Raw genomic sequence first — 20643 nt, 5'->3', positions numbered from 1 at the left:
GCCGACAAACGGCTACTGGCTTGTTCGCGCTGTCAGGACCCGGTGTCGTCTGCTGCGCGGTTGTCAGCCGCTCCGCCAGCGGGGCCGCTGTCACGTCCGTTGCCGAGAATCGGCTATCGCTGTTCCGTGCCACTACAAGCCAGTGCCGCCGGCCGCGCGGCCGCCGGTCGTTCCGCGCGCGGGACTGGTGACGTGCGGTCGGTCCTCCGCCACCGTGCTGAAACACTTTGCCGAAAGATGGCTACTCGTTTGTTCGCGCGACGTATGCCACCGCCCGCCTCCAATGCCGAAAACCGGCCACACGTTCGTTCAAGCCGCTTACGAGCCCCGTGTCGTCAGCCGCTCCGCCAGCGGGGCCGCTGTCACGTCCGTTGCCGAGAATCGGCCATCGCTCCCGTGCCACTACAAGCCAGCGTTGCTGGCTGCGCGGCCGCCGGTCGTTCCGCGCGCGGGACTGGTGACGTGCGGTCGGTCCTCCGCCACCGTGCTGAAACGCTTCGCCGAAAAACGGCTACTCGTTCGTTCGCGCGACGTATGCCACCGCCCGCCTCCAATGCCGAAAACCGGCCACACGTTCGTTCAAGCCGCTTACGAGCCCAGTGCCGTCAGCTGCGCGGTCGTCAGCCGCTCCACCAGCGGAGCCGCTGTCACGTCCGTTGCCGAAAAGCGGCCGTGTGGCCGCCAGTCGTTCCGCGAGCGGGACCGGTGACGTGCGGCCGGTCCTCCACCCCCGTTCTGACCCATCGCCGAAAAGCGGCTATCCCTCGCCACTCACGAATCCAGCGCCGCCACTTGCGCCGCCGTGAGCCGCTCCACCAACGGAACCGCCCGATACTCCCCGCCGCCGGAAACCACCGTCACCGGACCGGCCACGTGCGGATGTTCGACGGCGACCCGCACAGCCTCCAGCACCCGATCCGAAGACCATCCGAGAGCGATCGACAGCGACTCCAGGGCGAGCGGGCGCCCGGCGTGCAGTAGGGCGGCGAGCACGGTGACCGCGTCCGCGACGAACACCGCGACCCGGTCGTCCAGCATGACTTCGTTGATGCGCGCGTGGAATCGGGCGAGGTCGTCCATGCGGGCGCCCGCGGGTGTCGACGTGCCGAGGACTGCGGTGCCTCGCCGGGCGATCTTGACCCACTCCTGATTCGCACGGACGCTCTCGGCCCACACCCGTTGCGGCATCTCTTCGTCGACGACGTACCGTTCCCGCCGCCCGTCCCGTTCCCGCTTGAGCATCGCCTGCGTTTCGAGATAGCCGACGGCGTTCGAGATCGACGCCGGGCTGACCTGGAGCCGCTGGGCGAGTTCGGTCGCGGTGTGCACGCCGTCGTCGCTGACGGACAGGCACGCGAGCACTCGCGACATCATTCGCGGCAGTCCGGTCTCGACCATCATTTCGGTGAAGTCCGTCTCGAAGCGGCGCACGGCTTCCGGGTCGCGGTCGTAGCCGCGGGAGACGGCGGGAGCTGCCGGGGCGGGTGGTTTCCGACGGCGCCGAGCCCGTTCGCCGGTCACCCGGCTCGCCTCTTCGGCGCGGTAGCCGGAATGACCGCTGTTGCGCGCGACCTCACGGCTGATGGTCGACGTCGGGCGCTCGAGTCGCCGGGCGATCTCGGCGTATCCGAGGCCGTCTTTGAGCCACGCCGCGATCAGCCGCCGGTCCTCCAGCGTCAGCCTGCCGCCCGGCATGGGTGCCTCCTGTGCGTTCACGCGCAGATCAATGCAACGAAACGTTGCATTCATCGGCAAAACAGTTGCAACGATTTCACGAACTCTACCAGCTGTAACCGTTAAATTCCGCAAGTGAACTTTTGAGCGATCAATGAATGCAACGTAGCCTTTTGTCATGGCTGAAGATCTGGGAGGAACAGCTGTGACGAACTCAGTACCCCATCTCGCGGAATTGCCCCTCGAACGACCGACGGGCTGCCCGTTCGACCCACCCGCCGAACTCGCCGGGCTGCGTGACGAGCACCCGCTCGTCCGACTGACTTTCCCCAACGGCCACGAAGGCTGGCTCGCGATGGGACACGCGGTCGTCCGGAACGTCATCGCGGATCCCCGGTTCAGCGCGCGACAGGAGCTGCTGCGGTCGCCACTGCCGGGCGCCGCCGCGATGGAGGTGTTTCCGCCGGCGGAGCCGGGGATGTTCATCAAGATGGACGATCCCGAGCACGGCCGCTATCGCAAGCTGCTCACCGGCAAGTTCACCGTCCGCCGGATGCGGCTGCTCACCGAGCGGGTCGAGCAGGTGACCACCGAGCACCTCGACGCCATGGAGCGTCAAGGGTCGTCAGCCGATCTGGTGACGGCCTTCGCGCAGCCCATTCCGGCGCTGATGATCTGCGAACTGCTCGGTGTCCCGTTCGCCGACCATGAGTTCTTCCGGCGCAATGTCATGCCGTTGAACAGCCCGGCCGCTTCACTGGCCGAGCAGGAAGTCGCGATCAACGCCCTCGGGGAGTACCTCTACAAGCTCGTCGTCGCGAAGCGGGCCGAGCCGACCGACGACATCCTCGGCGAGCTGGCCACCACGGAACTCACCGACGAAGAACTCACCAGCATCGCGTTCCTCTTGCTGGGGGCCGGTTTGGACACCACGGCCAACATGCTGGCGCTGGGCACTTTCGCGTTGCTCCAGCATCCGGACCAGCTCGAAAGTTTGCGCCAGGACCCGGAGAGTGTCGACGGGGCGGTCGAGGAACTTCTGCGCTACCTGACCATCGCGCACACCGGTATGCGCACCGCGCTGGAAGACGTGGAAATCGGCGGGCAGATCGTCAAGGCGGGGGAGACGGTCGCGCTCTCGGCGATGGCCGCCAACCGCGATCCGCTGAAGTTCCCCGAACCCGACCGGCTCGATCTCCGCCGGAACGCCGCCGGGCACGCGGCCTTCGGGCACGGCGTCCACCAGTGCCTCGGCCAGCAACTCGCGCGAGTGCAGATGAAGGTCGCCTTCACCGGGCTGTTCGCCAGGTTCCCGGCGCTGCGGCTCGCTATTCCCGCCAGCGAGGTTCCGATGCGGACGGACTCCGACATCTACGGGGTGCACGCGCTCCCGGTGGCCTGGTGAACGCGATGAAACTCGAAGTCGACCGCGAACGCTGCGTGGGCGCCGGAATGTGCGTGCTGACCGCGCCCGAGGTGTTCGGACAAGACGAAGTCGACGGCAGGGTCCGGTTGCTCGAACCGGAACCGGCCGAGATCGGCGACGTCGTGCAGTTGTGCCCCGCGTCGGCGATCACGGCGAACGACTGACCAGCCAGGGGGTGCCGGGCGGGCACCCCCTGGCGTGGGATCAGCCGACGTCCACGAGGACCTTGCCGGCGTCGGCGCTCTGCACGGCGGTGCCGGCGTAGAGCTGCTGAACCCTGGCCTTCTCCTGGGCGTTGGGGTTCACGCTGGTGCAGCTGACGCCGCCGGTCGAGCCGGACATCAGCGACGAGCACGGCCCTGGCTTCACGTCGGGCAGGCCGAGGCTGTGCCCGAGTTCGTGGGAGGCGATCCGGGGCGTGTGGTAGCCCTGCTGGACGGCCTGCCTGCCCATCCACACGGTGACCGTGCCGCTCGGGCGGACCGGGCCGAGGGTGGCGCGCGGCCAGCCGTTGTCAGCGATGATCCGGATGTTGACCCGCTGCCCCGCGGTCGCCTTCACGAGGCGGACGTTGGTGACGTTGGTGTTCCACACGTTGACGCCCGCCGCCACCGCGGACTTGAACTCCGCGGCCTGGCTGTCGTCGTAGGTCAGGGTGGTCGCCATGATCTCGGCGGCACCGGCGGAGGGTGCCGAGAGCATCGAGGTGGAGAGCGCGGCGCCGGTGAGCACCGCGGCGAAGGTACGTCGAAGCACGTTGAACTCCTCGCGTTAAGGCGTGCTGGAATTTCGGAGCAGTGTCGACACTTTTGTTCTGGCGGGAGGAATCTGTGAGTAGTCCTCCGTTGCCTCCGCGTGATGTTAGGACCTGTAAAGGTCGTCGCGTAACCCGCCGATAGTCGCCTGTCGTTAACCATGATCTTGACGCACCCGGAAGACTGTGCGGCTATGACGACCGCGCGATTCACCGGACACGAAGAACCCATTCTCGCGGTCGCCGTGCACGGAAACCGGCTGGTCACCGGGGGTGCGGACCGGACGGTGCGGGTATGGGACCTGGAGACCGGCGCGCAGCGGTTCGCGTTGAGCGGCCACGATCGGCCGGTGCTCGCGGTGGGCATCTCGGGTCGGTACGTGGTCGGTTGCGATGGGGCGACGGTACGGCGCTGGCGGCTCGCCGGTCGTGAGGTGCGGCCCCCGGAGATCCAGACCACCAGGCGGACGCTCGCGGTCGCGGTGGCGAACGATTTCGCCGTGTCCGGCGCGGGAAGCACCGTCGAGGTCCGGCGGCTGGACGGGGTGACGGTGCGCGGTCTCCGCACCGGTGGCCCGGAGATCGAATCCGTCGCGGTGACCCCGGACGGCCGGGTGGTGGTGGCCGGCGACGACACCGGCGGCGTGCGCCTGTGGGACAGGGAAGTCGTTTCCCACTACCGGTTCGGCGGTGCGGGTGCGGTCCACGTGGTCGCGGTTTCCGCCGACGGCGAGCGGGTGCTGTCCGGTGAGGGCGAGACGGTGCGCTTGTGGGGGCGCAGGGGTGATCCGGCCCTCGTCTTCCCCGGGCACCTCGGCGTCGTACGGGTACTGGCCTTCAGTCCGGACGGCAAACTGGTGTTCACCGGCGGTTCCGGCGGCGAGATCTACGTCCGCGAGATCGACGACCCCGCCGACTACACCCTCCTCAAGGGACACGAGGGGAACGTCCGGGCGATCGCCTGCACCGCGGGCAACGAGAAGATCGTCTCGGTCGGGGACGATCACACGATCCGGGTGTGGGACCGCTTCGGCAACCAGATCGACGGCACCGGTTTCGTCGAGCCCAAACCGGGGCGGGCGCGCCCGCGGATCACCCCCGACGTCGAAAGCGCGATCGACCTGATCGGCTTCCAGGACGACGTGCGCACCCTCGCCGCGGTCATCGCCGACCGCGAGACCAGCCCGCCGCTGTGCGTCGCGCTGCTGGGGCCCTGGGGTTCCGGCAAATCGAGTTTCGTGCGCCAGGTGGCCGACCGGGTGGCCGAACTGGCCCGCCGGTCCCGCGGCGACGCCGCCAACAGCGTGTTCGCCGGGGAGATCCGGCAGATCCGGTTCAACGCCTGGCAGTACCACGACGACCACCTGTGGGTCGGACTGGTGGACCACCTGTTCCGTAACCTCGGCGCGCCCGAGACGCACGCGGACGCCGGCGAGGTCCGGGCCGAACGCGAGGCACTGCGGACCCGGCTCGCGAGCCTTCGGGCCATCAAGGCGGATTCCCCGCTCACCTGGCGATGGCGGCTCCTGCTGTCCGGCGTGGACCGGGCCGAACGCAGACGGCGGCGGCTCGCCGTCGCGGGCTACGCGGTCTTGGGGGTGCTCGGCATCGTCGCGGCGATCACCGGATGGGCTCTATGGCACAACGCGATCCTCGCCGCGGCGGGCGCCATCGTCGCGCTCGGTGCCGTGCTGACCCCGGCGCTCACCACCGCCAGGGCCGCCCTCGCACCGGTCAAGTCCACATTGGACAGATTGCGGTCCGATGTCGACAAACGGAGGGAGCGATTCGAGACCGAGGTGCGGGAGACCGAGGAACGGCTTCGGCGCCTGGACGCGGCCACGCGGCTCGGTGAGCTGATCGAAGAGGCGACGACCGGCAGATACGGGGACTACCAAGGGGTCTTCGCCCGGGTCCGGGAAGATCTCGCGGAGCTGAGCGCCGATCTGGCGGACGCGCGGACGGAATGGCTGCTGGCGGGTGGCAAGGGCGATCCGCCACTGGAACGGATCGTGCTCTACATCGACGATCTCGACCGTTGCCCGCCGTCGAAGGTGATCGAGGTGCTCGCCGCCGTGCACCTGCTGCTCGCCCTTCCCGCGTTCGTCGTGGTGGTGGCCGTCGATCCACGATGGTTGCGGCGATGCCTGGACCAGCACCACGAAGAGTTGTTCGGCGCGGGGGAGGCCCGGCGGGCGGAGTACCTCGACAAGATCTTTCAGATCGTGTTCGCGTTGCGCCCCATGGGAACCGCGGCGGACGAACTGATCGACGTCCTGATGCCGATCGAAGGACGGGAACCGGTGCCGCCAGGGCACGAAGAATGGCCGGAGGACGAGGAGGCCTTCGAGCCAGGGGAACGCGGCGAACCGGTGGAGGTCATCGTCAAGGACACGGCCCCGCCGACGTTCTACAACATGCGGCCGGACCGGTTGCGGCTCACCGAGGTCGAACGCGATTTCGTCCACGTTCTCCGGAAACGGTTGAAGACACCGCGGGAGATCCGGAAGCTGGTCAACCTCTACCGGCTCGTGCGCATCGGCATTCCCGACGCGGAGCTGACGCGGTTCGTCGACGGCCCCTACCGGGCGGTGCTCGTCCTGCTGACCCTGCTGGTCGTCGATCCGGACTCCGCACGCACGACCTTCATCGCGCTTTCCGCCGGGGAATCGTTGTCCGACGCCTTTCCACCTGAATGGCGGCTAGACGCCGAATCCTTCGATGATCTATCGGTCTACCGGAACTGGGTGGGTACCCTCGCCCGCTTCAGTTTCGAAACCTACGATCTGGTGACCGAGGAAACAGAACCGGGAACCACGTTGTAGCTACACTTGCCCGCTACAACGGCTAGGGGGCGGCGCATGCGGAGATCAGGCTGGCTTTCGCTCGTCTTCGGCGCGCTCGTCGGGACACTTGTGATCGTGCTGCTCGCGACCACGGTCACCGCGCCCTCGAACGCGGCCAGGAACGACTGCGTCCGGCTGGTCGCCAGTTCCTCCACGGAAAAGGGTGACCTGATCCGCGAACTGGCCGACCGGTACAACAACACCGACCGGACGTTCGACGGCGGCCGGTGCGCGAAGGTCGAGGCGTACAAGAAGACCTCGGGCGCCACACTCGACCTCATCGCCGACGGCTGGAACGACATCGACGATCAGCAGCCCGAACCCCAGGTCTGGCTGCCGAGTTCGTCGCTCTGGCTCGATCTGCTGCGCCAGCGCGGCAAAGGCGGCTTGATCGACGACGGCCCCAAGACCTCGCTCGCGACGAGCCCGATGGTGATCGCGATGCCCGAGCCGATGGCCGCGGCGATGGGCTGGCCGAAGAAGACCATCGGCTGGAACGACGTCCTCCAGATGAACCAGAAGGGCGGCTGGGCCTCCACCGGCGGGGAGAACGCGAAGTGGGGGAACTTCACGCTGGGCAAGGACAACCCGCGCCGGTCGACCTCGGGGCTCGCCGCGACCATCTCGACCTACTTCGCGGCGACCGGCGGTGACTACGGCAAGAGCGAGACGGCGGACGCCGTGCAGTTCGTCCGCGGCATCGAGGCGTCGGTCGCCTACTACAGCGACGATTCGGTGGCCTTCCTGAAAACGCTGTACGAAGAGGACAAGAAGCCCACGCCCTACATCAGCGCGATGGCGATGCAGGAGCAGATGGTCTACCTCTACAACCACGGCGCGCCGACCGGGGATCCGAAACAACTGCAGGACAATCCCGTCGCCCTGAACCGGCCGCTCGTCGCCGTGCACCCGAGCGAGGGGACGGTGCTGATCGACCATCCCTTCCTGACCACGGCCAAGGCGTCGCCGGAGCAGCACGCGGCGGCCAAGGACTTCTACGACTACATGCGGGAACCCGGGCAGCAGGAGAGTTTTCGCGGTCTCGGCTTCCGTGATCCGGAGGGCCGGAGCAACCCGAAGCTGGCAAAGGGCGCGCACACCGCGGAAACCGGTGACTCCCGGAAGATCGAGCTCCCCACCGGTGAGCAGATCCAGCGAATGCTGGACGGCTGGCAGTACACGCAGCGGCGCGGCCGGATCCTGCTGGTGCTGGACCTGTCCGGGTCGATGAAAGAACCGTTCGACAAGACCCGTAAGGACAAACCGTACTCCGAGTCCCGGATCGAACTGCTGAAACCCGCGATCCGGAAACAGCTCGAATACCTGCATCCCGAAGACGAGGTCGGGCTGTGGACGTTCGCCTCGAACGGGTACGAGGAAAAGATGCCGATCGGCAAGGTGAAGGACGTCCGCGGCCCGATGATCGACCTGGTCGGCAAGCTGACCCCGAACGGGGAAACGGCCCTCTACCAGTCCGTGGTGGACGCCAACGACAAGATGCGGCGGGAGTTCGATCCGAACCTCATCAACGCCGTCGTGTTCCTGACCGACGGCGAGAACACCTCTGGCAAGACCACGAAGGAGCAGATGCTGCAGAACGTCGACGCCGAACGGCTGGACAACTCCGTCCGGATCTTCACCATGGCCTACGGCGCGCAGGCGGACAGCCGTGTTCTCGACGAGATCGCGCAGAAATCCAAGGCACGCAGCTACAAGGCCGTCGATCCGCAGGGCATCGACAAGATGTTCGTCAACGTCTTCAGTAACTTCTGACATGGCCGATCACGACAATCGCGCGTTCCACACCGTCGCCGGAGTGCTCACGCTGATCGCCGCCCTGCTCGGGCACGCGGTGACGGTGCCGCATCCGCAGGCGTGGTTCTTCGGCGCCGCCGCCGCCTTCGCCGTGCTGCTTCCCGCCGAAGTCGCGTACTTCGTGTCGAACGCCAAGCGATCCAGGCCGGTGAGAGAGGCACGCGCACCGGAGCCCGCCGACGGCCATGACCACTACAGCCTGCTCGGGCGCGCGCTGACGGCCATCGAAACGGTGCAGCCGGGTGAGGTGGACCTTTCGGGAACCTTCCGGCGGGCGGTGGCGAGGCTCGAAAGCCGGCCGGACCGGGACTCGCCCGAGGTCGTCGAACTGCGGGTGTCGGTGAGGCAGACCACCGAGAAGCTGGAACGGCACGCGCGAGACGAGAACCCGGATCCGGTGATGCTCGTTCAGCGGATGCGGGTGTACCGGGAAGATCTCGAAGACGCCATCGCGGTGGTCCAACCGGGTTGAGTGCGGGAAGAGCGATGAAGACATCTCAGCTCCGCCAACCGGGGTGAGTGTTCGGTGCCGAACAGACTACGGCCGTGCGTCATGCTGATCTGACAGTATGCCGTTGATCGGGCGCCGGGTTGTCGAGGGCGTGGAACATGTGGTCGTACCGGTGGAGCACCGGTTCAGCCTGGAGGAGGCCGTGCTGGCGGTGATGGCCGCCAAGAGCACCGTGCGGCCCGCGCCAGGGATCAAGGTCGCTCCGCTGAAGGTGTCAGAGGTACGGTCAGCGCTGCTATACGCGGCGAAACACGCCGACAGACGACACCAGATCGTGGACAGCTACTTCGTCGAGGCCGAAGACGGACCCTTGCACAGACTGGCCGAGTGGATCAGGTCGGAGCTGGTCCGGTTGGGCATCTTCACCACGCACGATGGTTCCGCCGCCGGATCGGGTGGCCGATTCGGTTACTCTCCGCGATAGGTGTTCACGACTGCCTGGGAGGGTGTTTCGTGGGTTTGGGCCCGGAGGCCGCCGAAGAAAGAGAACGTCCGTTCCTGGAGCGGCTGGACGAACCCGTCCGTGCCCGGTTGCTGGAGATGGGCACCCCGCAGACCTATGAGAGCAGGCAGGCGCTGATGCGGGCCGGTGAGCCCGGCGACTTCGTCATGCTGCTGCGGCACGGTTATGTGAAGGTGACCAGCGCCGACCGGATGGGGGCGACGGTCATCCTCGACGTCGGGGTGCCCGGCGATCTGCACGGCGAGATCGCGGTGATCGCGGGTGGAATCCGGATGGCCGACGTCGTCGCCATCGAGGAGGTCCACGTCCGGCGGATCGCGGCGAGCGAATTCAACCGTTTCCTGCTGGACCATCCGTCGGCGATGCGGGAGGTACTCGTCAGCGTCGCCCGCCGGTTCGTGCTCGCCCAGCGGCAGCGGACGCAGTCCTGGAAGCCACAGGCGGTGGCGCGGGTCGCGACGCGACTGGATTACCTGGTCGACGTCTGTGGCATCCGGACTCCCGCCGGCTGGCGGATCGGGATCCCGCTGAGCCAGGACGAACTCGCGCAGTTCATCCCGATGGGACGGACGATGGTCGCGCAGGCACTGGACAAGCTCCGGAAGGCGGGAGTTGTGGCCAGCTCGCGCCGTGCGATCACCGTCGTCGACCGCGAAGCGTTGCGGGTGATCACGGAAAAAGGTGTGACTTAGCTCACTGGCGTTGACCATGGCGGGGTCAGGTTCTGTTCGGTTCCGAACAGAACTTCCGGTGAGGAGTGGGAACACTGCTTCCTGCCGCCAGTTTTCACCGATCAGGGGAGGGGTCGCAGAGATGCAGGTGCTGACCTCAGGCCAATACAACGCGCGCACCCACGCCGTGCTCGCCGTCGACATCGTCGGTTCGTCCAAGGCCAGTGATGACCTGCTGGATCCGATGAAGACCGAGATGGAGACGCTGGTTTCCCGCTCCTTCAACGCGGTCGGGCTCGCGCCGGGGGAAGCACGCCACTTCCGGGAGACCGGGGACGGGCTGATGGTCGCGTACCCGGACCGGACCGTCGGGCAGCTCTGCGAGGTCGTGTTTCACCTGGACCATCTGCTTCGGTCTCGCAACCGCTACGCCCGTGTCCCGATGCGAGCGCGGATAGCCGTCCACATGGGACCGATGGCGGACAACCATCGTTATCACCGCACCTACATCACGCTGACCCGGTTGCTGTGCGCCTCGACCTTCAACGACGCCGTCGGCTACTGGTGCCGTCTCGACCCGACAGGGGACAAGTTCGGTGCCGGGATGATCGTGTCGCAATCGGTGTGGCGCAACGTGGTCGAGCCCTTCGGTGTCGCGCTGATCCCGCCCGCGCGCTGCGGCCGGATCAGCGTCACGACGCCCGATTTCGCCGACAGCGCGTGGATCCACCTGCCAGGCCTGGACGCCGACGCCGTACTGGCCGAGGTGAACCCGGCGATGCCGGCGCCGCTCGTGTTCGACCGGGTGAGCCGGTTGTCGACGACGGCCTAGCCCCGAGACCGGGCGGTCCGGCTTCCAGGGAGGGAGAGCCGTGCCGCTCGCCGGTTTCTGGTCCGGTACCCCTACGCCGGGCCAGAAACCGGACCCCCGGCGTGGGGGGTGGGGGCGCGGGTCATCCCCGCCGCGCCCCCGCACAGCGGTGAGCTGAAGGGGACCTTCCCCGCGTCCGACGCGGTGAAGGGCGCTTTCCCCGCATGGCATGCGGGGAAAGTCCCCTTCAGCTCCCACCTACTGCCGGCAGCGTTTCCCGCTGTTAACGCACTTCACGAGTTGGTTCATCAGCCGCTGCGACATGACGTTCGCGAAGTCGTCGTGGTCGGAGCGCGGGTTGTGCTTCTCCTGCGCGAACGCGTCGACCGCGTACTGCCCGGCGGCCTGGATGTTCGCCGGGATGTCGTACACCAGTGTGATCCGCAGCTGCGGCACGTTCTTGAAGCCGCGCGGGCATTTCCCGTTGCGGTCGGAGAACACGATATGCGTGCGGTGGTTGGCGCTGTCGGTGTTCTTCCCGTCCCAGCAGTTCGGGAACGCGTGGACGCGCGCGACCTTGCTGCCCCGCGGGCAGATCGGGTACAGCTCGGTGAGCCGGTCCTCGAAGCCGGTGCAGGTCCAGCTTGGCCGGGCGTTGGCCGGTCCGTTGGTGGTCTGCTTGGCGTCGCCGTAGAGCACCCGCAGGAACTTCGGCATCGCGACGACGCGGCGGGCGCCGCCGCTGGTGAACGTCAGGTCCACCTTCTCGGGTCGCTGGATCTCGCCCTCGTTGTCGCCGATCTCGTTGTTGTCGTCGGTGCCGGGAAAATCGGCCGCCTTGCCGTCGGACTTCTTCTTCTCGACGTCACCGGCGGCGTTGACGGTGCTGTTCTCGCCGCCGTTGTCGAGGCCGCCCTCACCGTTCTGCTTCACCGCGCACCCGGCGAGCTGGTCTTCGGGCTTCGCGACCGGTGTGCCCGCCTGCTTCATGGTGTCGCTGATCTTCTTGATCGACGGCTTCCGCTTGTTCTTCAGCTCGTCGAGCACCTGGCCCGCCTGTTTCCCTTGCGCCAGCTGGTCGTTCGCGTTCTCGGACTCCTGGTCGAGTTTGTCGAGGCTCTCGTCGACCGCGGGCATCGCCTGGTCAGGGACCTCTTCGAGTTCGCTGGCGACGTCGGGACAGTCGACCTGGGCGGCTGCCTCGTCCTTGGCCGCGTTCGCGCGGTCGGCGGCGAGTTTCTCCTCGTTCGCCGCCTCGTTTTCTTCCTCTTCCTCGGTGTTGATCCGGATGACGGGCCAGAAGTAGGCCGACTTGTCCCCGTTCTTGCAGGTCGTGCCCGCGCGGGACAGGCTCTTGTTGTTCGAGTCCGCGTTGGTCGAGAGGTTCCCGACGTAGTCGTGGAGGTGCTCGGCTCCATTGCGGACGCCGGGCTGCGCGATGAAGTTGTCGCCGTTGAAGTGGCCGTTCTCGTTGCGGCCGCAGTCCACGGTGAACGTTCCTCTGGCGCCTCGTTTCGCGAGGTCGAGGTTGACGTTGTTGCCGCGGGGGACCTTCGCGATGTCGATGAAGAACGCTTTGTCCGCACCGTCGGCCCTGGCGGCGTCGGGGGTTCCGGTCGTGTTCACCACGACGATCCCGCCGACGGCGAGGGACAGCGCGATGGCGCCGGTGGCGACCTTGGTGCGGCGTGCCATGCGGTGGCGGCCGGTGGTTCTAGGGTTGCGGGGCATGAAATTGTTCACCTCGTTCGGTGTCGTTGCGCGGAGTCCGGGGGATGCGTCACCGGCATCGCCGGCGACACTGACTCCGTGTTGGCTGAAACGGTCCCGACGCGAGAGCGGTTCAAAACGCGACCTTGCCGTTATGCTTTCGTTACCTTTCGGCGGCGGTGATAGGCGACGGCCAGGACGACGATGATCGGGCCCCAGAGGGCGAGCGGGGTGACGCATATCGTCGCCAAAGTTTCCCAGCCGTCGCTGAGGTAACCGACACTTTCGGTCACGCCGAACACGGTCAGCTGACGGTCGCCGCCGAGTGGAACGGAGCTGAACAGCGCGGTGAGGACCAGGCCGCCGAGGACGGCGGGAACGACGGCCGCCATCGGCCGGACGGGTTTGCCGCCGAGGAACGGAATCCATCGGGGCGCCACCTCGCCCCAGCCGCGGACCAGTCCGATGGCGAGGATCGCGGTCACTTCGGTGAGCACACTGAGCGAGAGGACGTACGGGACGCTCAGCCAGAGCGGCGGCATCCCGCGATCGTGGAGCTGGCCCATCTCGAAGTGGACGGCGAAGGGCAGCCGCCACAGGCACGAAGGCAGCAGGAGCCAGGGAAGCGCGTACGCCAGGCGCATCGCCCAGCGGGGGACCGGCTGTTCGGTGTCACCCACGGCCGGGGGCAGGTGAAGGATCTTCTTGAGCATGAAGCCGATCTTCGGGCGGCGGGTGTCCCGAAAGATCACTCGCGCGGACCGGTTCGCTCCTTCTCAAGGGTGAGCGCGCGAGAAGGCCCGGCCTCGGGGCAGTCGAGGCCGGGCCGGTTCCCGCAAATCAGGCGTCCACCTTGTCCTTGGGCTCCGTCTCGTCTTCGGCGGTGGGACGGGCAGGCAGGAAACGCTTGATCAACGGAAAGAACAGGATCACCAGGATGATCACGTAGACCACTATCGCGAACGGGGTGTCGAACAGCCCGCCGAGGTTGCCGTCGCTCAGTTGCAGCGCGCGTCGCATCTGCTGTTCGGCGGCCGGGCCGAGGATGACGCCGATGATCGCCGGCAGCACCGGCAGGCCGTAGCGGCGCATCGCGAAGCCGATCAGGCCGATCACGAACATCACCAGCAGATCGAAAATGTCCGCGTTGACCGCGTACGCGCCGACGCTGGCGAAGAACAGGATTCCCGCGTAGAGGTACGGCCGCGGAATCCGCAGCAGCTTCGCCCACAGCGGCGCCAGCGGCAGGTTCAGCACCAGCAGCAGCGTCAGCCCGACGAACAGCGAGGCGATCAGGCCCCACACCAGCGAAGACTCCCGCTCGAACAACAGCGGTCCCGGCTGGATGCCGTACTGCTGGAACGCCGCCAGCATCACGGCCGCGACCGCGGTGGTCGGCAGGCCGAGCGTCAGCATCGAGACCAGCGTCCCCGCAGCCGAGGCCGACGCCGTCGCCTCCGGACCCGCGACGCCTTCGATGGCACCCTTGCCGAACTCGTCCTTGTGCTTCGAGAGCCGCTTTTCCGTGACGTACGAGAGGAATGTCGGGATCTCGGCGCCACCGGCGGGCACCGCGCCGAACGGGAACCCGATGAGCGGACCGCGCAGCCACGGCTTCCACGTCCGCTTGAGGTCGGCGCGCGACAGCCACGGCCTGCCGACCGGGATCGGCTGATGCGCGGTGCGCCGCAGGTGCGCGGCGACCCACAGCGACTCGCCGACCGCGAACAGCGCGACCGCCACGATGACGACGTCGATGCCGTCGGCAAGGTGCAGCGAGCCGAAGGTCAGCCGCTGCTGCCCGGTCATCTCGTCCAGCCCGACGAGACCGATGGTGAGGCCGATCAGCAGCGACGCCACGCCGCGGACGCGGGAGCTGCCGAGCACCGAGGTGACCGCGATGAACGCCAGCACCATGATCGCGAACAGGTCTGGCGCTCCGATGTCGACGGCGTGCTTCGCGATCACCGGGGCCAGCACGACCAGCGCGATCGTGCCGAGGATGCCGCCGACGAAATGCCCGATCGCCGCCGCCGCAAGCGCTTGCGCCCCGCGACCCTTGCGGGCCATGGGATTGCCGTCGATGGCCGCGACGACCGCCGCGCTCTCACCGGGGGTGTTCAGCAGGATCGACGTCGTCGAACCGCCGAACATCCCGCCGTAGTAGATGCCGGCGAACATGATGAACGCGCCGGTGGGTTCCAGCCCGTAGGTCACCGGGAGCAGCAGGGCCACCGCCATGGCCGGGCCGATGCCCGGCAGCACGCCGATCGCGGTGCCCAGCAGGACACCGATCGCCGCCATCGCGATGTGGGTCGGGGTCAGCGCGGTGCCGAAGCCGTCGATGAGTTGCTGGAACATCAGAACACCTCCATCAACGGGCCACCGGGGAGTGGGACACCGAGCAGGTTGTTGAAGACCAGGAAGGTCACGACGGACATGCCCGCCGCGATCAGCGGGTCACGGACCAGGTTGCGGCTGCCGAGCGCGTAGGCCGCGCCCCAGAACAGGAACGCGCCCGAGATCGGGAACCCGACCAGCCCGATCAGTGCCGCGTTGGCCAGGAAAGCGCCGCACAGCAACAGGACCGTGCGCAGGTCGGCGGGCTCGGTGAGGTCGATGTCCTCGCCGCCCTCGGCCTCTCCCTTGCCGCCGCGCAGCACGTCGCGCGCCAGCAGCACCGCGACGATCAGCAGCAGCGAGCCGACCAGGATCGGCACCGCCTTCGGTCCTACCGGGCCGCGCTGGGCGAAGTCGGTGGGAATGCTCAGCGCGTCGGTCAGCACCAGCACGCCGAGCACCACGAGCCCGACGCTCACCCCGAGTTCGGAGCGCTCCTTCAGCCACGTGGTCGTCATGCCAGACCCAGCTCTTTCAGCACCGTTGCCACTCGAGTGTTCTCCTCTTCGAGAAACGAACCGAACTGCTCCCCTGGGGCGAACGCCCCGGTCCATCCGTTGCGTTGCAAAGCTTCCTGCCACTGCGGTGTCTTCTGCAGCCGCTCGAACAGGCTCACCAGCTTCGTGCGGTCCGACTCGGAGATGCCGGGCGGCGCGACGATGCCGCGCCAGTTGGTGAACTTCACGTCCACACCGGACTCCGACAGCGTCGGCGCGTCGATGCCCGGGATCCGCTTCTCGCTGGTCACCGCCAGCACCCGGAGCGTGCCCGCCTGGATCTGATCGCGGTACTCGCCGACGCCGGACACGCCGAACGCGACCTTGCCGCCGAGGACCGAGGCGAGCAGTTCCCCGCCGCCGTCGAACTGGACGTAATTGACCGCCTTGGGCGCGAGCCCGACCGCCTTCGCCATGAGCATCGGCGCCAGGTGGTCCGGCCCGCCCGGTGACGAACCGCCGCCGACCTGGACCGCGCCCGGATCGGCCTTCCACGCCGCGATGAGCTGGTCGATCGTCTGGTACGGCGAATCCTTGCCGACCACGACGATGTCCGACTCCTCGATCAGCTTCGCCACCGGTGTGGTGTCGAGCAATGAAGACGGCGACTTGTTCGTGAACACGCTGCCGACGACGCCGAGCCCCATCGACATGACGAGCTTGCCGTTGCCGCGTTCGGCCACCGTCCGGCCGAGGCCGACCGTGCCGCCGGCGCCGGGGAGGTTGAAGACCTCCGCGTTGCCGAGCAGGTCCGCGTCCTCCATGGCCTTGGTCGCCGTGCGGGCCGTGATGTCGTAACCGCCGCCGGGTGCGTTGGGCACGAGTACCCGCAGCGACCGGATCTGCGAACCCTCGTCGGCCTCGCCGCCCGGGGTGAGCAACGGTGGCACCAGCAAGACGGCGACGAGCGCCGCCGCGATGGCCAACCAGCTACTGGGCTTCACTGTGATCCCCGCCTCTCTGCCGCGTGGTTGGACATGGTGCACTCGGGTCAACAGAGATGTCCCGCTTGCGGGCCCAATGGTTGTTGTGGTCGTTTTGGTCACGCGGAGGTGGCGATGGGTGCTCGGGGTTCCTTGGCCCGCCAGCTCCTCGCGTGGCAACTGGTGGTCGTCAGCTGCCTACTGTGCGCGGTCGGCGTGCTGGCCGTCGTCCAGGCGGGGAACAACTTCCGCACGACCGAGGGACGCCGGGCGCTTTCGGTCGCGGAGAGTGTCGCCGCGCAGGGTGTCGTGGGTGATCTTGAAAACGGCCCGTGGGAACTGAACGCCCCCGCCGAAACCGCGCGAAGCTTCTCCGGGGTGGATTCCGTCGTGATCGCCGGCGCGGACCGCTACGTGCTGGCGTCACCCGATCCGGGTCAGCTGAGGACAACGCTCGACATCGGCGAGAGCACCGTCCTTTCCGGACGGTCCTGGGTCGGTGATATCGACGGCTCGATCGTGGCGCACGTCCCGGTGCTCGACGAGAAGGGTGGCAAAGTGGTCCGCATGGTCGCGGCCGGTTCGAAGTCGCCTGGTTTCTTCGCCGGCGTGCTCGACTCGCCGGACAACGCCCTGCGGGTGCTGGGGGTCGCGCTGGTGATCGGTGTGAGCGGTTCGCTGCTGCTGGCGCGGCGGGTGAAGAACCAGACGCTCGGCCTGGAGCCACACGAGATCACCGCGCTGGTGGAGAACCGGGAGGCGCTCCTGCACGGCATCAAGGAGGGTGTCGTCGGCCTGGATCCGCAGCACCGGATCACCCTGGTGAACGAGCACGCCCGCGAACTCCTGGCCCTGCCGGAAGACGCCGTCGGCCGGTCGGTCGAGGACCTCGACCTCAACGAGCGGATCCGTGACCTGCTCACCGGCCGCGCGACCGGCGCCGATCAGATCGTACTGAGGCAAGGAAAGGTGCTGACCCTGAACCGGATGCCGATCGACGTGCGCGGTGCCGTGGTGACCCTGCGGGATCGCACCGATCTGATGACCCTGCGGGACGAACTCGACGCCAGCAGGCACGCCACCGACACGTTGCGGGCCCAGGCGCACGAATTCAGCAACCGGCTGCACACCATTTCGGGCCTGCTGGAACTCGGGGAATACGACGAGGTCCGCGGTTACGTCAGCCGGATCAGCTCGGCGCAAGGCGAGTGGCGCGCGGAGGTCGGCTCGCGCATCGGCGACCCGGCGGTGGCGGCGCTGCTGATCGCGAAGGCGTCGCTGGCCGCCGAACGCGGGGTGGGCCTGCGGATGGCGCCCGACAGCGAACTGGACCGCGTCGAGGACGCGCTCTCCACGGATTTGGTGACGGTGCTGGGAAATCTCGTCGACAACGCGCTGGACGCGCTGAGTTCGGCCAAGAGTGGTGAACGCGGCTGGATCGAGGTCGGCGTGTGGCAGGAGGAGGACGAAGTGCGGGTGGAGGTCCGTGATTCCGGGCCCGGTGTCGCGCCGGAAATCGCCGAAGAGGTGTTCGAACACGGCTTCACCACGAAGGCGGCGGCGCATGGTCAGCGTGGTCTCGGGCTCGCGCTGATCCGGCAGGCGTGCGTCCGGCGGGGCGGCTCCGTCGAGGTGCACAACGACGACGGCGCGGTGTTCACGGCGAGGCTTCCGCGATGATCAGGGTCCTCGTCGTCGACGACGATTTCATGGTCGCGAAAGTCCACAGTGGATACGTCACTCGCACGGAGGGATTCGCCGTCGTCGGGGTCGCGCACACCGGGGCCGACGCGATCCGGCTGGCGCGGGAGCTGAAACCGGATCTGGTGCTGCTGGACGTCTATCTCCCCGATCTCGACGGGCTTTCGGTGCTGCGGGAACTGCGCGCCACCGAGGACGTCGACGTCATCCTGATCACCGCCGCCACTGACGTCGAGACCGTGCGGCAGGCGATGCGCGGCGGGGTCCTGCACTATCTGATCAAACCGTTCGAGTACGCGGCCCTGCGGAATCAGCTCACCCATTTCGCGACGTTGCACCAGCGGCTGGACCGGCTGGCCGAGGCCGGGCAGGCCGACGTCGACCAGGTCTTCGGCGCGCGGCCGAGCGCGAAACCCGTGCTGCCCAAGGGACTCACCGCCGAAACCGCGCGGCTGGTGGAAACCGCGCTGCGGGGCGCGCCGGGCGGGATGTCCGCGAGCGAATGCGCCGAGGCGACCGGCGTCGCGCGGGTGAGCGCGCGCCGGTACCTGGAGCATTTCGTGGCGACGGGGAAGGCCGAGGTGACCCTCAAGTACGGCGGGACCGGGCGGCCCGAGCGGCGCTACCTGTGGTCCTGAATGCCCGCTGCCGCATTTAGTCCTCTACTTGCGGCGGTCCGTGTGACTGGACGGACAACACGCGTGTCCAGCCGGACGACACGCGTGATTGGATGGATAACACGCGTGTGTGGACGGATAACACGCGTCCGAACCGGCCGCAGGTGTGTTGTCCGTCCAGTCACACGTGTTATCCATCCAGTCACACGTGTTATCCGTCCAGTCACGTGTGTTGGCCATCCAGTCACGCGTGACGTCCGTGTCGGTACGGGGATCGCCGCCCTGTACCGACGGACCCCGCGCAACTAGAGGACTACTTGCGGCCGGCCAGGAGGTCGTTGAGGGTGCCGTAGTCCACGGCCTCCTCCAGCCGCGTGTACGTGCCTGTCGAGAACAGGTCCCGTGCGCTTTCCCGCGCGACGGCGTAAGCGGCCTGGCTGATTCCGGAGCCGACGCTCACCCGCGCGACCCCGAGTGCGGCCAGTTCCTTGACACTCGGCGCGCCGGGGTGGGCCATCACGTTCACCGGTGCGTCGATGCCCTCGACGAGCGCGGTGATCACGGCGGGGTCGGTGGCGCCGGGGACGAAGATCCCGTCCGCGCCCGCCGCCAGGTACGCGGCGGCGCGCTCCAGGGTCTCCGGCACCCCGCCGAGCCCCCTGAGGAAGGTGTCGATCCGTGCGTTGACGAAGACCTCGCCGCTCGCCGCGCGGGCCGCCGCGATTCGCGGCACCACCTCTTCGGGCGGCCGCGGGCCGTCCTCGATGTTGATCCCGACGGCGCCCGCGGCCACCACGGCGGCGACGGTTTCGGTGACACCTTCGGGCGTGCCCGCGTAGCCGCCTTCGATGTCGGCGGTCACCGGGACACCCGCGCCGCGGGCGATCCGGGCGATCAGGTCCACCGCGAGGTCGCGGCCGAGCAGGTCGCCGTCGGGAGCGCCGAGGCTCCAGGCCGCCCCGGCGCTGGTGGTGGCGATCGCCGCGGCGCCGGCGTCCTCGACGATCCGGGCGCTCGCGACGTCCCACGCGTTGGCCAGCACCAGCGGTTTCGAAGGGAGGTGCAGGGAGCGGAACAGCCGGGCGTCGTCGGTCGTCATGCCGCCATTTCAGCAGCTATGCGACATCCTGGTCTGGCGGATTTGCGACATCGACGTCGGCGCGGAGCCCGGTGATCAGCCGGGAGAGGCCGTATTCGAACGAGGCGGCCGGATCTTCGGCGTGGTCGACAGCCGATTCGCCGTCGACGTGCTGCTGTTCGTCGATCGCGCAGCCGAGGGTGTACCGGCTGATGGCGAGGATCGCGTGTGTCGCGTCCTCCGCGGTGAAACCCGCTTCCAGCAACGGTTTGATCAGCGGCGTCATCGCCGACCGCCCGGTCGGGCGGGAGCCGGCGTGCAGGCGGGCGCCGTCCCGGTAGGACAGCAGTGTGCGGCGGATGGTGCGGGCGCGGCGGGTCAGCCACTCGGCCCAGTCGCCCACCGCCGCGGGATCGTCCAGCGGGGCGAGGTGGTCGTCCAGCATGGTTTCGGCCATCTGGTCGAGCAACGCCTGCTTGCTCTTGAAGTGCGTGTAGAGCGCGGGACCCCGCACACCGAGTTTCTCCCCGAGCTTGCGCAGGCTCAATCCGTCCAGCCCGACCTCGTCGAGGAGTTCGAGCGCGGCTCGAACGTAGCCATCGCGTCTCACGACCATGCGCACACCTTCGCCGGTCCGTATCGGACTTGACAAGCCGAAGGAATCTTATCACTGTTAAGATCTTAACGCTGATAAGAACGGCTGGTAGGATGATCGGGCATACCGATGACGAGCGCATCACCCCCGC

The 20643-nt window shown here is 67.8% G+C and carries 19 protein-coding genes; 10 read left to right on the top strand and 9 right to left on the bottom strand.

The features are described 5' to 3' along the window. Positions 1–771: 771 nt before the first annotated feature. Positions 772–1695 carry a helix-turn-helix domain-containing protein gene (locus ACM6LR_RS35625; protein ID WP_414945363.1) on the bottom strand — a complete coding sequence of 308 codons (924 nt, stop codon included), beginning with the start codon at positions 1693–1695 and terminating at the stop codon, positions 772–774. 184 nt (positions 1696–1879) lie between these two features. Here ACM6LR_RS35625 and ACM6LR_RS35620 point away from each other — a divergent pair, with 184 nt between their 5' ends. Continuing rightward, positions 1880–3079, top strand: coding sequence for a cytochrome P450 (locus tag ACM6LR_RS35620; RefSeq protein WP_414940048.1), 1200 nt, complete (start codon positions 1880–1882; stop codon positions 3077–3079). A gap of 5 nt (positions 3080–3084) precedes the next feature. Further along, on the top strand, positions 3085–3264 hold the full coding sequence (locus ACM6LR_RS35615; RefSeq protein WP_414940047.1) for a ferredoxin: 180 nt from the start codon (positions 3085–3087) through the stop codon (positions 3262–3264). A 40-nt stretch (positions 3265–3304) separates the two neighbouring features. On the opposite strand, the gene ACM6LR_RS35610 is transcribed toward ACM6LR_RS35615, so the two are convergent. Continuing rightward, positions 3305–3856, bottom strand: a complete 552-nt coding sequence (locus ACM6LR_RS35610) for a snapalysin family zinc-dependent metalloprotease (protein ID WP_414940046.1) — start codon at positions 3854–3856, stop codon at positions 3305–3307. Between the two features lie 192 nt (positions 3857–4048). Between ACM6LR_RS35610 and ACM6LR_RS35605 the strand changes: the two genes are divergently transcribed. The 6 genes from ACM6LR_RS35605 to ACM6LR_RS35580 all read left to right on the top strand — a co-directional run bounded on the left by ACM6LR_RS35605 (position 4049) and on the right by ACM6LR_RS35580 (position 10992). Continuing rightward, the gene (locus tag ACM6LR_RS35605; RefSeq protein ID WP_414945362.1) at positions 4049–6679 is read left to right on the top strand and encodes a P-loop NTPase fold protein; all 2631 of its coding nucleotides are present in this window, start codon (positions 4049–4051) and stop codon (positions 6677–6679) included. A gap of 36 nt (positions 6680–6715) precedes the next feature. Continuing rightward, positions 6716–8473 (top strand): substrate-binding and vWA domain-containing protein, encoded by a 1758-nt coding sequence (locus ACM6LR_RS35600; protein WP_414945361.1) that lies wholly within the window; start codon positions 6716–6718, stop codon positions 8471–8473. Position 8474: 1 nt separating this feature from the next. Next, positions 8475–8987, top strand: coding sequence for a hypothetical protein (locus ACM6LR_RS35595; protein ID WP_414945360.1), 513 nt, complete (start codon positions 8475–8477; stop codon positions 8985–8987). 97 nt (positions 8988–9084) lie between these two features. Further along, complete coding sequence (locus ACM6LR_RS35590; RefSeq protein ID WP_007034234.1) at positions 9085–9450, top strand: hypothetical protein; 366 nt, start codon at positions 9085–9087, stop codon at positions 9448–9450. Positions 9451–9479: 29 nt separating this feature from the next. Beyond that, a complete protein-coding gene (locus ACM6LR_RS35585; RefSeq protein ID WP_037307965.1) occupies positions 9480–10181 on the top strand; it encodes a Crp/Fnr family transcriptional regulator in 702 nt (233 codons plus the stop codon). A 121-nt stretch (positions 10182–10302) separates the two neighbouring features. After that, entirely contained in the window at positions 10303–10992 is a 690-nt protein-coding gene (locus ACM6LR_RS35580; RefSeq protein ID WP_414940042.1) for a hypothetical protein, read from the top strand. A 237-nt stretch (positions 10993–11229) separates the two neighbouring features. On the opposite strand, the gene ACM6LR_RS35575 is transcribed toward ACM6LR_RS35580, so the two are convergent. The 5 genes from ACM6LR_RS35575 to ACM6LR_RS35555 all read right to left on the bottom strand — a co-directional run bounded on the left by ACM6LR_RS35575 (position 11230) and on the right by ACM6LR_RS35555 (position 16504). Beyond that, positions 11230–12666, bottom strand: a complete 1437-nt coding sequence (locus tag ACM6LR_RS35575) for a DUF1996 domain-containing protein (RefSeq protein ID WP_414945366.1) — start codon at positions 12664–12666, stop codon at positions 11230–11232. Between the two features lie 167 nt (positions 12667–12833). Then, positions 12834–13394, bottom strand: a complete 561-nt coding sequence (locus tag ACM6LR_RS35570) for a hypothetical protein (RefSeq protein ID WP_414945359.1) — start codon at positions 13392–13394, stop codon at positions 12834–12836. 127 nt (positions 13395–13521) lie between these two features. Further along, the gene (locus tag ACM6LR_RS35565; RefSeq protein WP_414940040.1) at positions 13522–15042 is read right to left on the bottom strand and encodes a tripartite tricarboxylate transporter permease; all 1521 of its coding nucleotides are present in this window, start codon (positions 15040–15042) and stop codon (positions 13522–13524) included. Then, complete coding sequence (locus tag ACM6LR_RS35560; protein WP_414940039.1) at positions 15042–15539, bottom strand: tripartite tricarboxylate transporter TctB family protein; 498 nt, start codon at positions 15537–15539, stop codon at positions 15042–15044. Before ACM6LR_RS35560 ends, ACM6LR_RS35565 begins: the two co-directional genes overlap by 1 nt. Continuing rightward, positions 15536–16504 (bottom strand): Bug family tripartite tricarboxylate transporter substrate binding protein, encoded by a 969-nt coding sequence (locus ACM6LR_RS35555; RefSeq protein WP_414940199.1) that lies wholly within the window; start codon positions 16502–16504, stop codon positions 15536–15538. Before ACM6LR_RS35555 ends, ACM6LR_RS35560 begins: the two co-directional genes overlap by 4 nt. A gap of 132 nt (positions 16505–16636) precedes the next feature. On the opposite strand from ACM6LR_RS35555, the gene ACM6LR_RS35550 reads away from it, so the two are divergent. Both ACM6LR_RS35550 and ACM6LR_RS35545 read left to right on the top strand, forming a co-directional pair. Further along, entirely contained in the window at positions 16637–18181 is a 1545-nt protein-coding gene (locus ACM6LR_RS35550; protein ID WP_414945358.1) for an ATP-binding protein, read from the top strand. After that, positions 18178–18840, top strand: a complete 663-nt coding sequence (locus ACM6LR_RS35545) for a response regulator (RefSeq protein ID WP_414945357.1) — start codon at positions 18178–18180, stop codon at positions 18838–18840. The genes ACM6LR_RS35550 and ACM6LR_RS35545 overlap by 4 nt, the downstream gene beginning before the upstream one ends. A 292-nt stretch (positions 18841–19132) precedes the next feature. On the opposite strand, the gene ACM6LR_RS35540 is transcribed toward ACM6LR_RS35545, so the two are convergent. Both ACM6LR_RS35540 and ACM6LR_RS35535 read right to left on the bottom strand, forming a co-directional pair. Further along, complete coding sequence (locus tag ACM6LR_RS35540) at positions 19133–19918, bottom strand: isocitrate lyase/PEP mutase family protein (protein ID WP_414940036.1); 786 nt, start codon at positions 19916–19918, stop codon at positions 19133–19135. Positions 19919–19934: 16 nt separating this feature from the next. Then, positions 19935–20513: a TetR/AcrR family transcriptional regulator C-terminal domain-containing protein gene (locus ACM6LR_RS35535; protein WP_414940035.1), complete on the bottom strand. Its 579-nt coding sequence runs from the start codon at positions 20511–20513 to the stop codon at positions 19935–19937. Positions 20514–20643: the final 130 nt, after the last annotated feature.

The sequence above is a fragment of the Amycolatopsis sp. cmx-11-32 genome (assembly GCF_047608695.1).
Lineage (GTDB): Bacteria > Actinomycetota > Actinomycetes > Mycobacteriales > Pseudonocardiaceae > Amycolatopsis.
The sequence above is the reverse complement of the archived record's forward strand: the minus strand, read 5'-3'. Positions and strand labels throughout refer to the sequence as shown.

Bases quoted from the DNA above. Each gene is read 5' to 3' on its own strand.
- ACM6LR_RS35625 (WP_414945363.1), bottom strand. From the start codon at position 1,695: ATGCCGGGCGGCAGGCTGACGCTGGAGGACCGGCGGCTGATCGCGGCG.
- ACM6LR_RS35615 (WP_414940047.1), top strand. From the start codon at position 3,085: ATGAAACTCGAAGTCGACCGCGAACGCTGCGTGGGCGCCGGAATGTGC.
- ACM6LR_RS35540 (WP_414940036.1), bottom strand. From the start codon at position 19,918: ATGACGACCGACGACGCCCGGCTGTTCCGCTCCCTGCACCTCCCTTCG.
- ACM6LR_RS35565 (WP_414940040.1), bottom strand. From the start codon at position 15,042: ATGTTCCAGCAACTCATCGACGGCTTCGGCACCGCGCTGACCCCGACC.
- ACM6LR_RS35590 (WP_007034234.1), top strand. From the start codon at position 9,085: ATGCCGTTGATCGGGCGCCGGGTTGTCGAGGGCGTGGAACATGTGGTC.
- ACM6LR_RS35545 (WP_414945357.1), top strand. From the start codon at position 18,178: ATGATCAGGGTCCTCGTCGTCGACGACGATTTCATGGTCGCGAAAGTC.
- ACM6LR_RS35550 (WP_414945358.1), top strand. From the start codon at position 16,637: ATGGGTGCTCGGGGTTCCTTGGCCCGCCAGCTCCTCGCGTGGCAACTG.
- ACM6LR_RS35605 (WP_414945362.1), top strand. From the start codon at position 4,049: ATGACGACCGCGCGATTCACCGGACACGAAGAACCCATTCTCGCGGTC.
- ACM6LR_RS35580 (WP_414940042.1), top strand. From the start codon at position 10,303: ATGCAGGTGCTGACCTCAGGCCAATACAACGCGCGCACCCACGCCGTG.
- ACM6LR_RS35570 (WP_414945359.1), bottom strand. From the start codon at position 13,394: ATGCTCAAGAAGATCCTTCACCTGCCCCCGGCCGTGGGTGACACCGAA.
- ACM6LR_RS35560 (WP_414940039.1), bottom strand. From the start codon at position 15,539: ATGACGACCACGTGGCTGAAGGAGCGCTCCGAACTCGGGGTGAGCGTC.
- ACM6LR_RS35575 (WP_414945366.1), bottom strand. From the start codon at position 12,666: ATGGCACGCCGCACCAAGGTCGCCACCGGCGCCATCGCGCTGTCCCTC.
- ACM6LR_RS35595 (WP_414945360.1), top strand. From the start codon at position 8,475: ATGGCCGATCACGACAATCGCGCGTTCCACACCGTCGCCGGAGTGCTC.
- ACM6LR_RS35535 (WP_414940035.1), bottom strand. From the start codon at position 20,513: ATGGTCGTGAGACGCGATGGCTACGTTCGAGCCGCGCTCGAACTCCTC.
- ACM6LR_RS35600 (WP_414945361.1), top strand. From the start codon at position 6,716: ATGCGGAGATCAGGCTGGCTTTCGCTCGTCTTCGGCGCGCTCGTCGGG.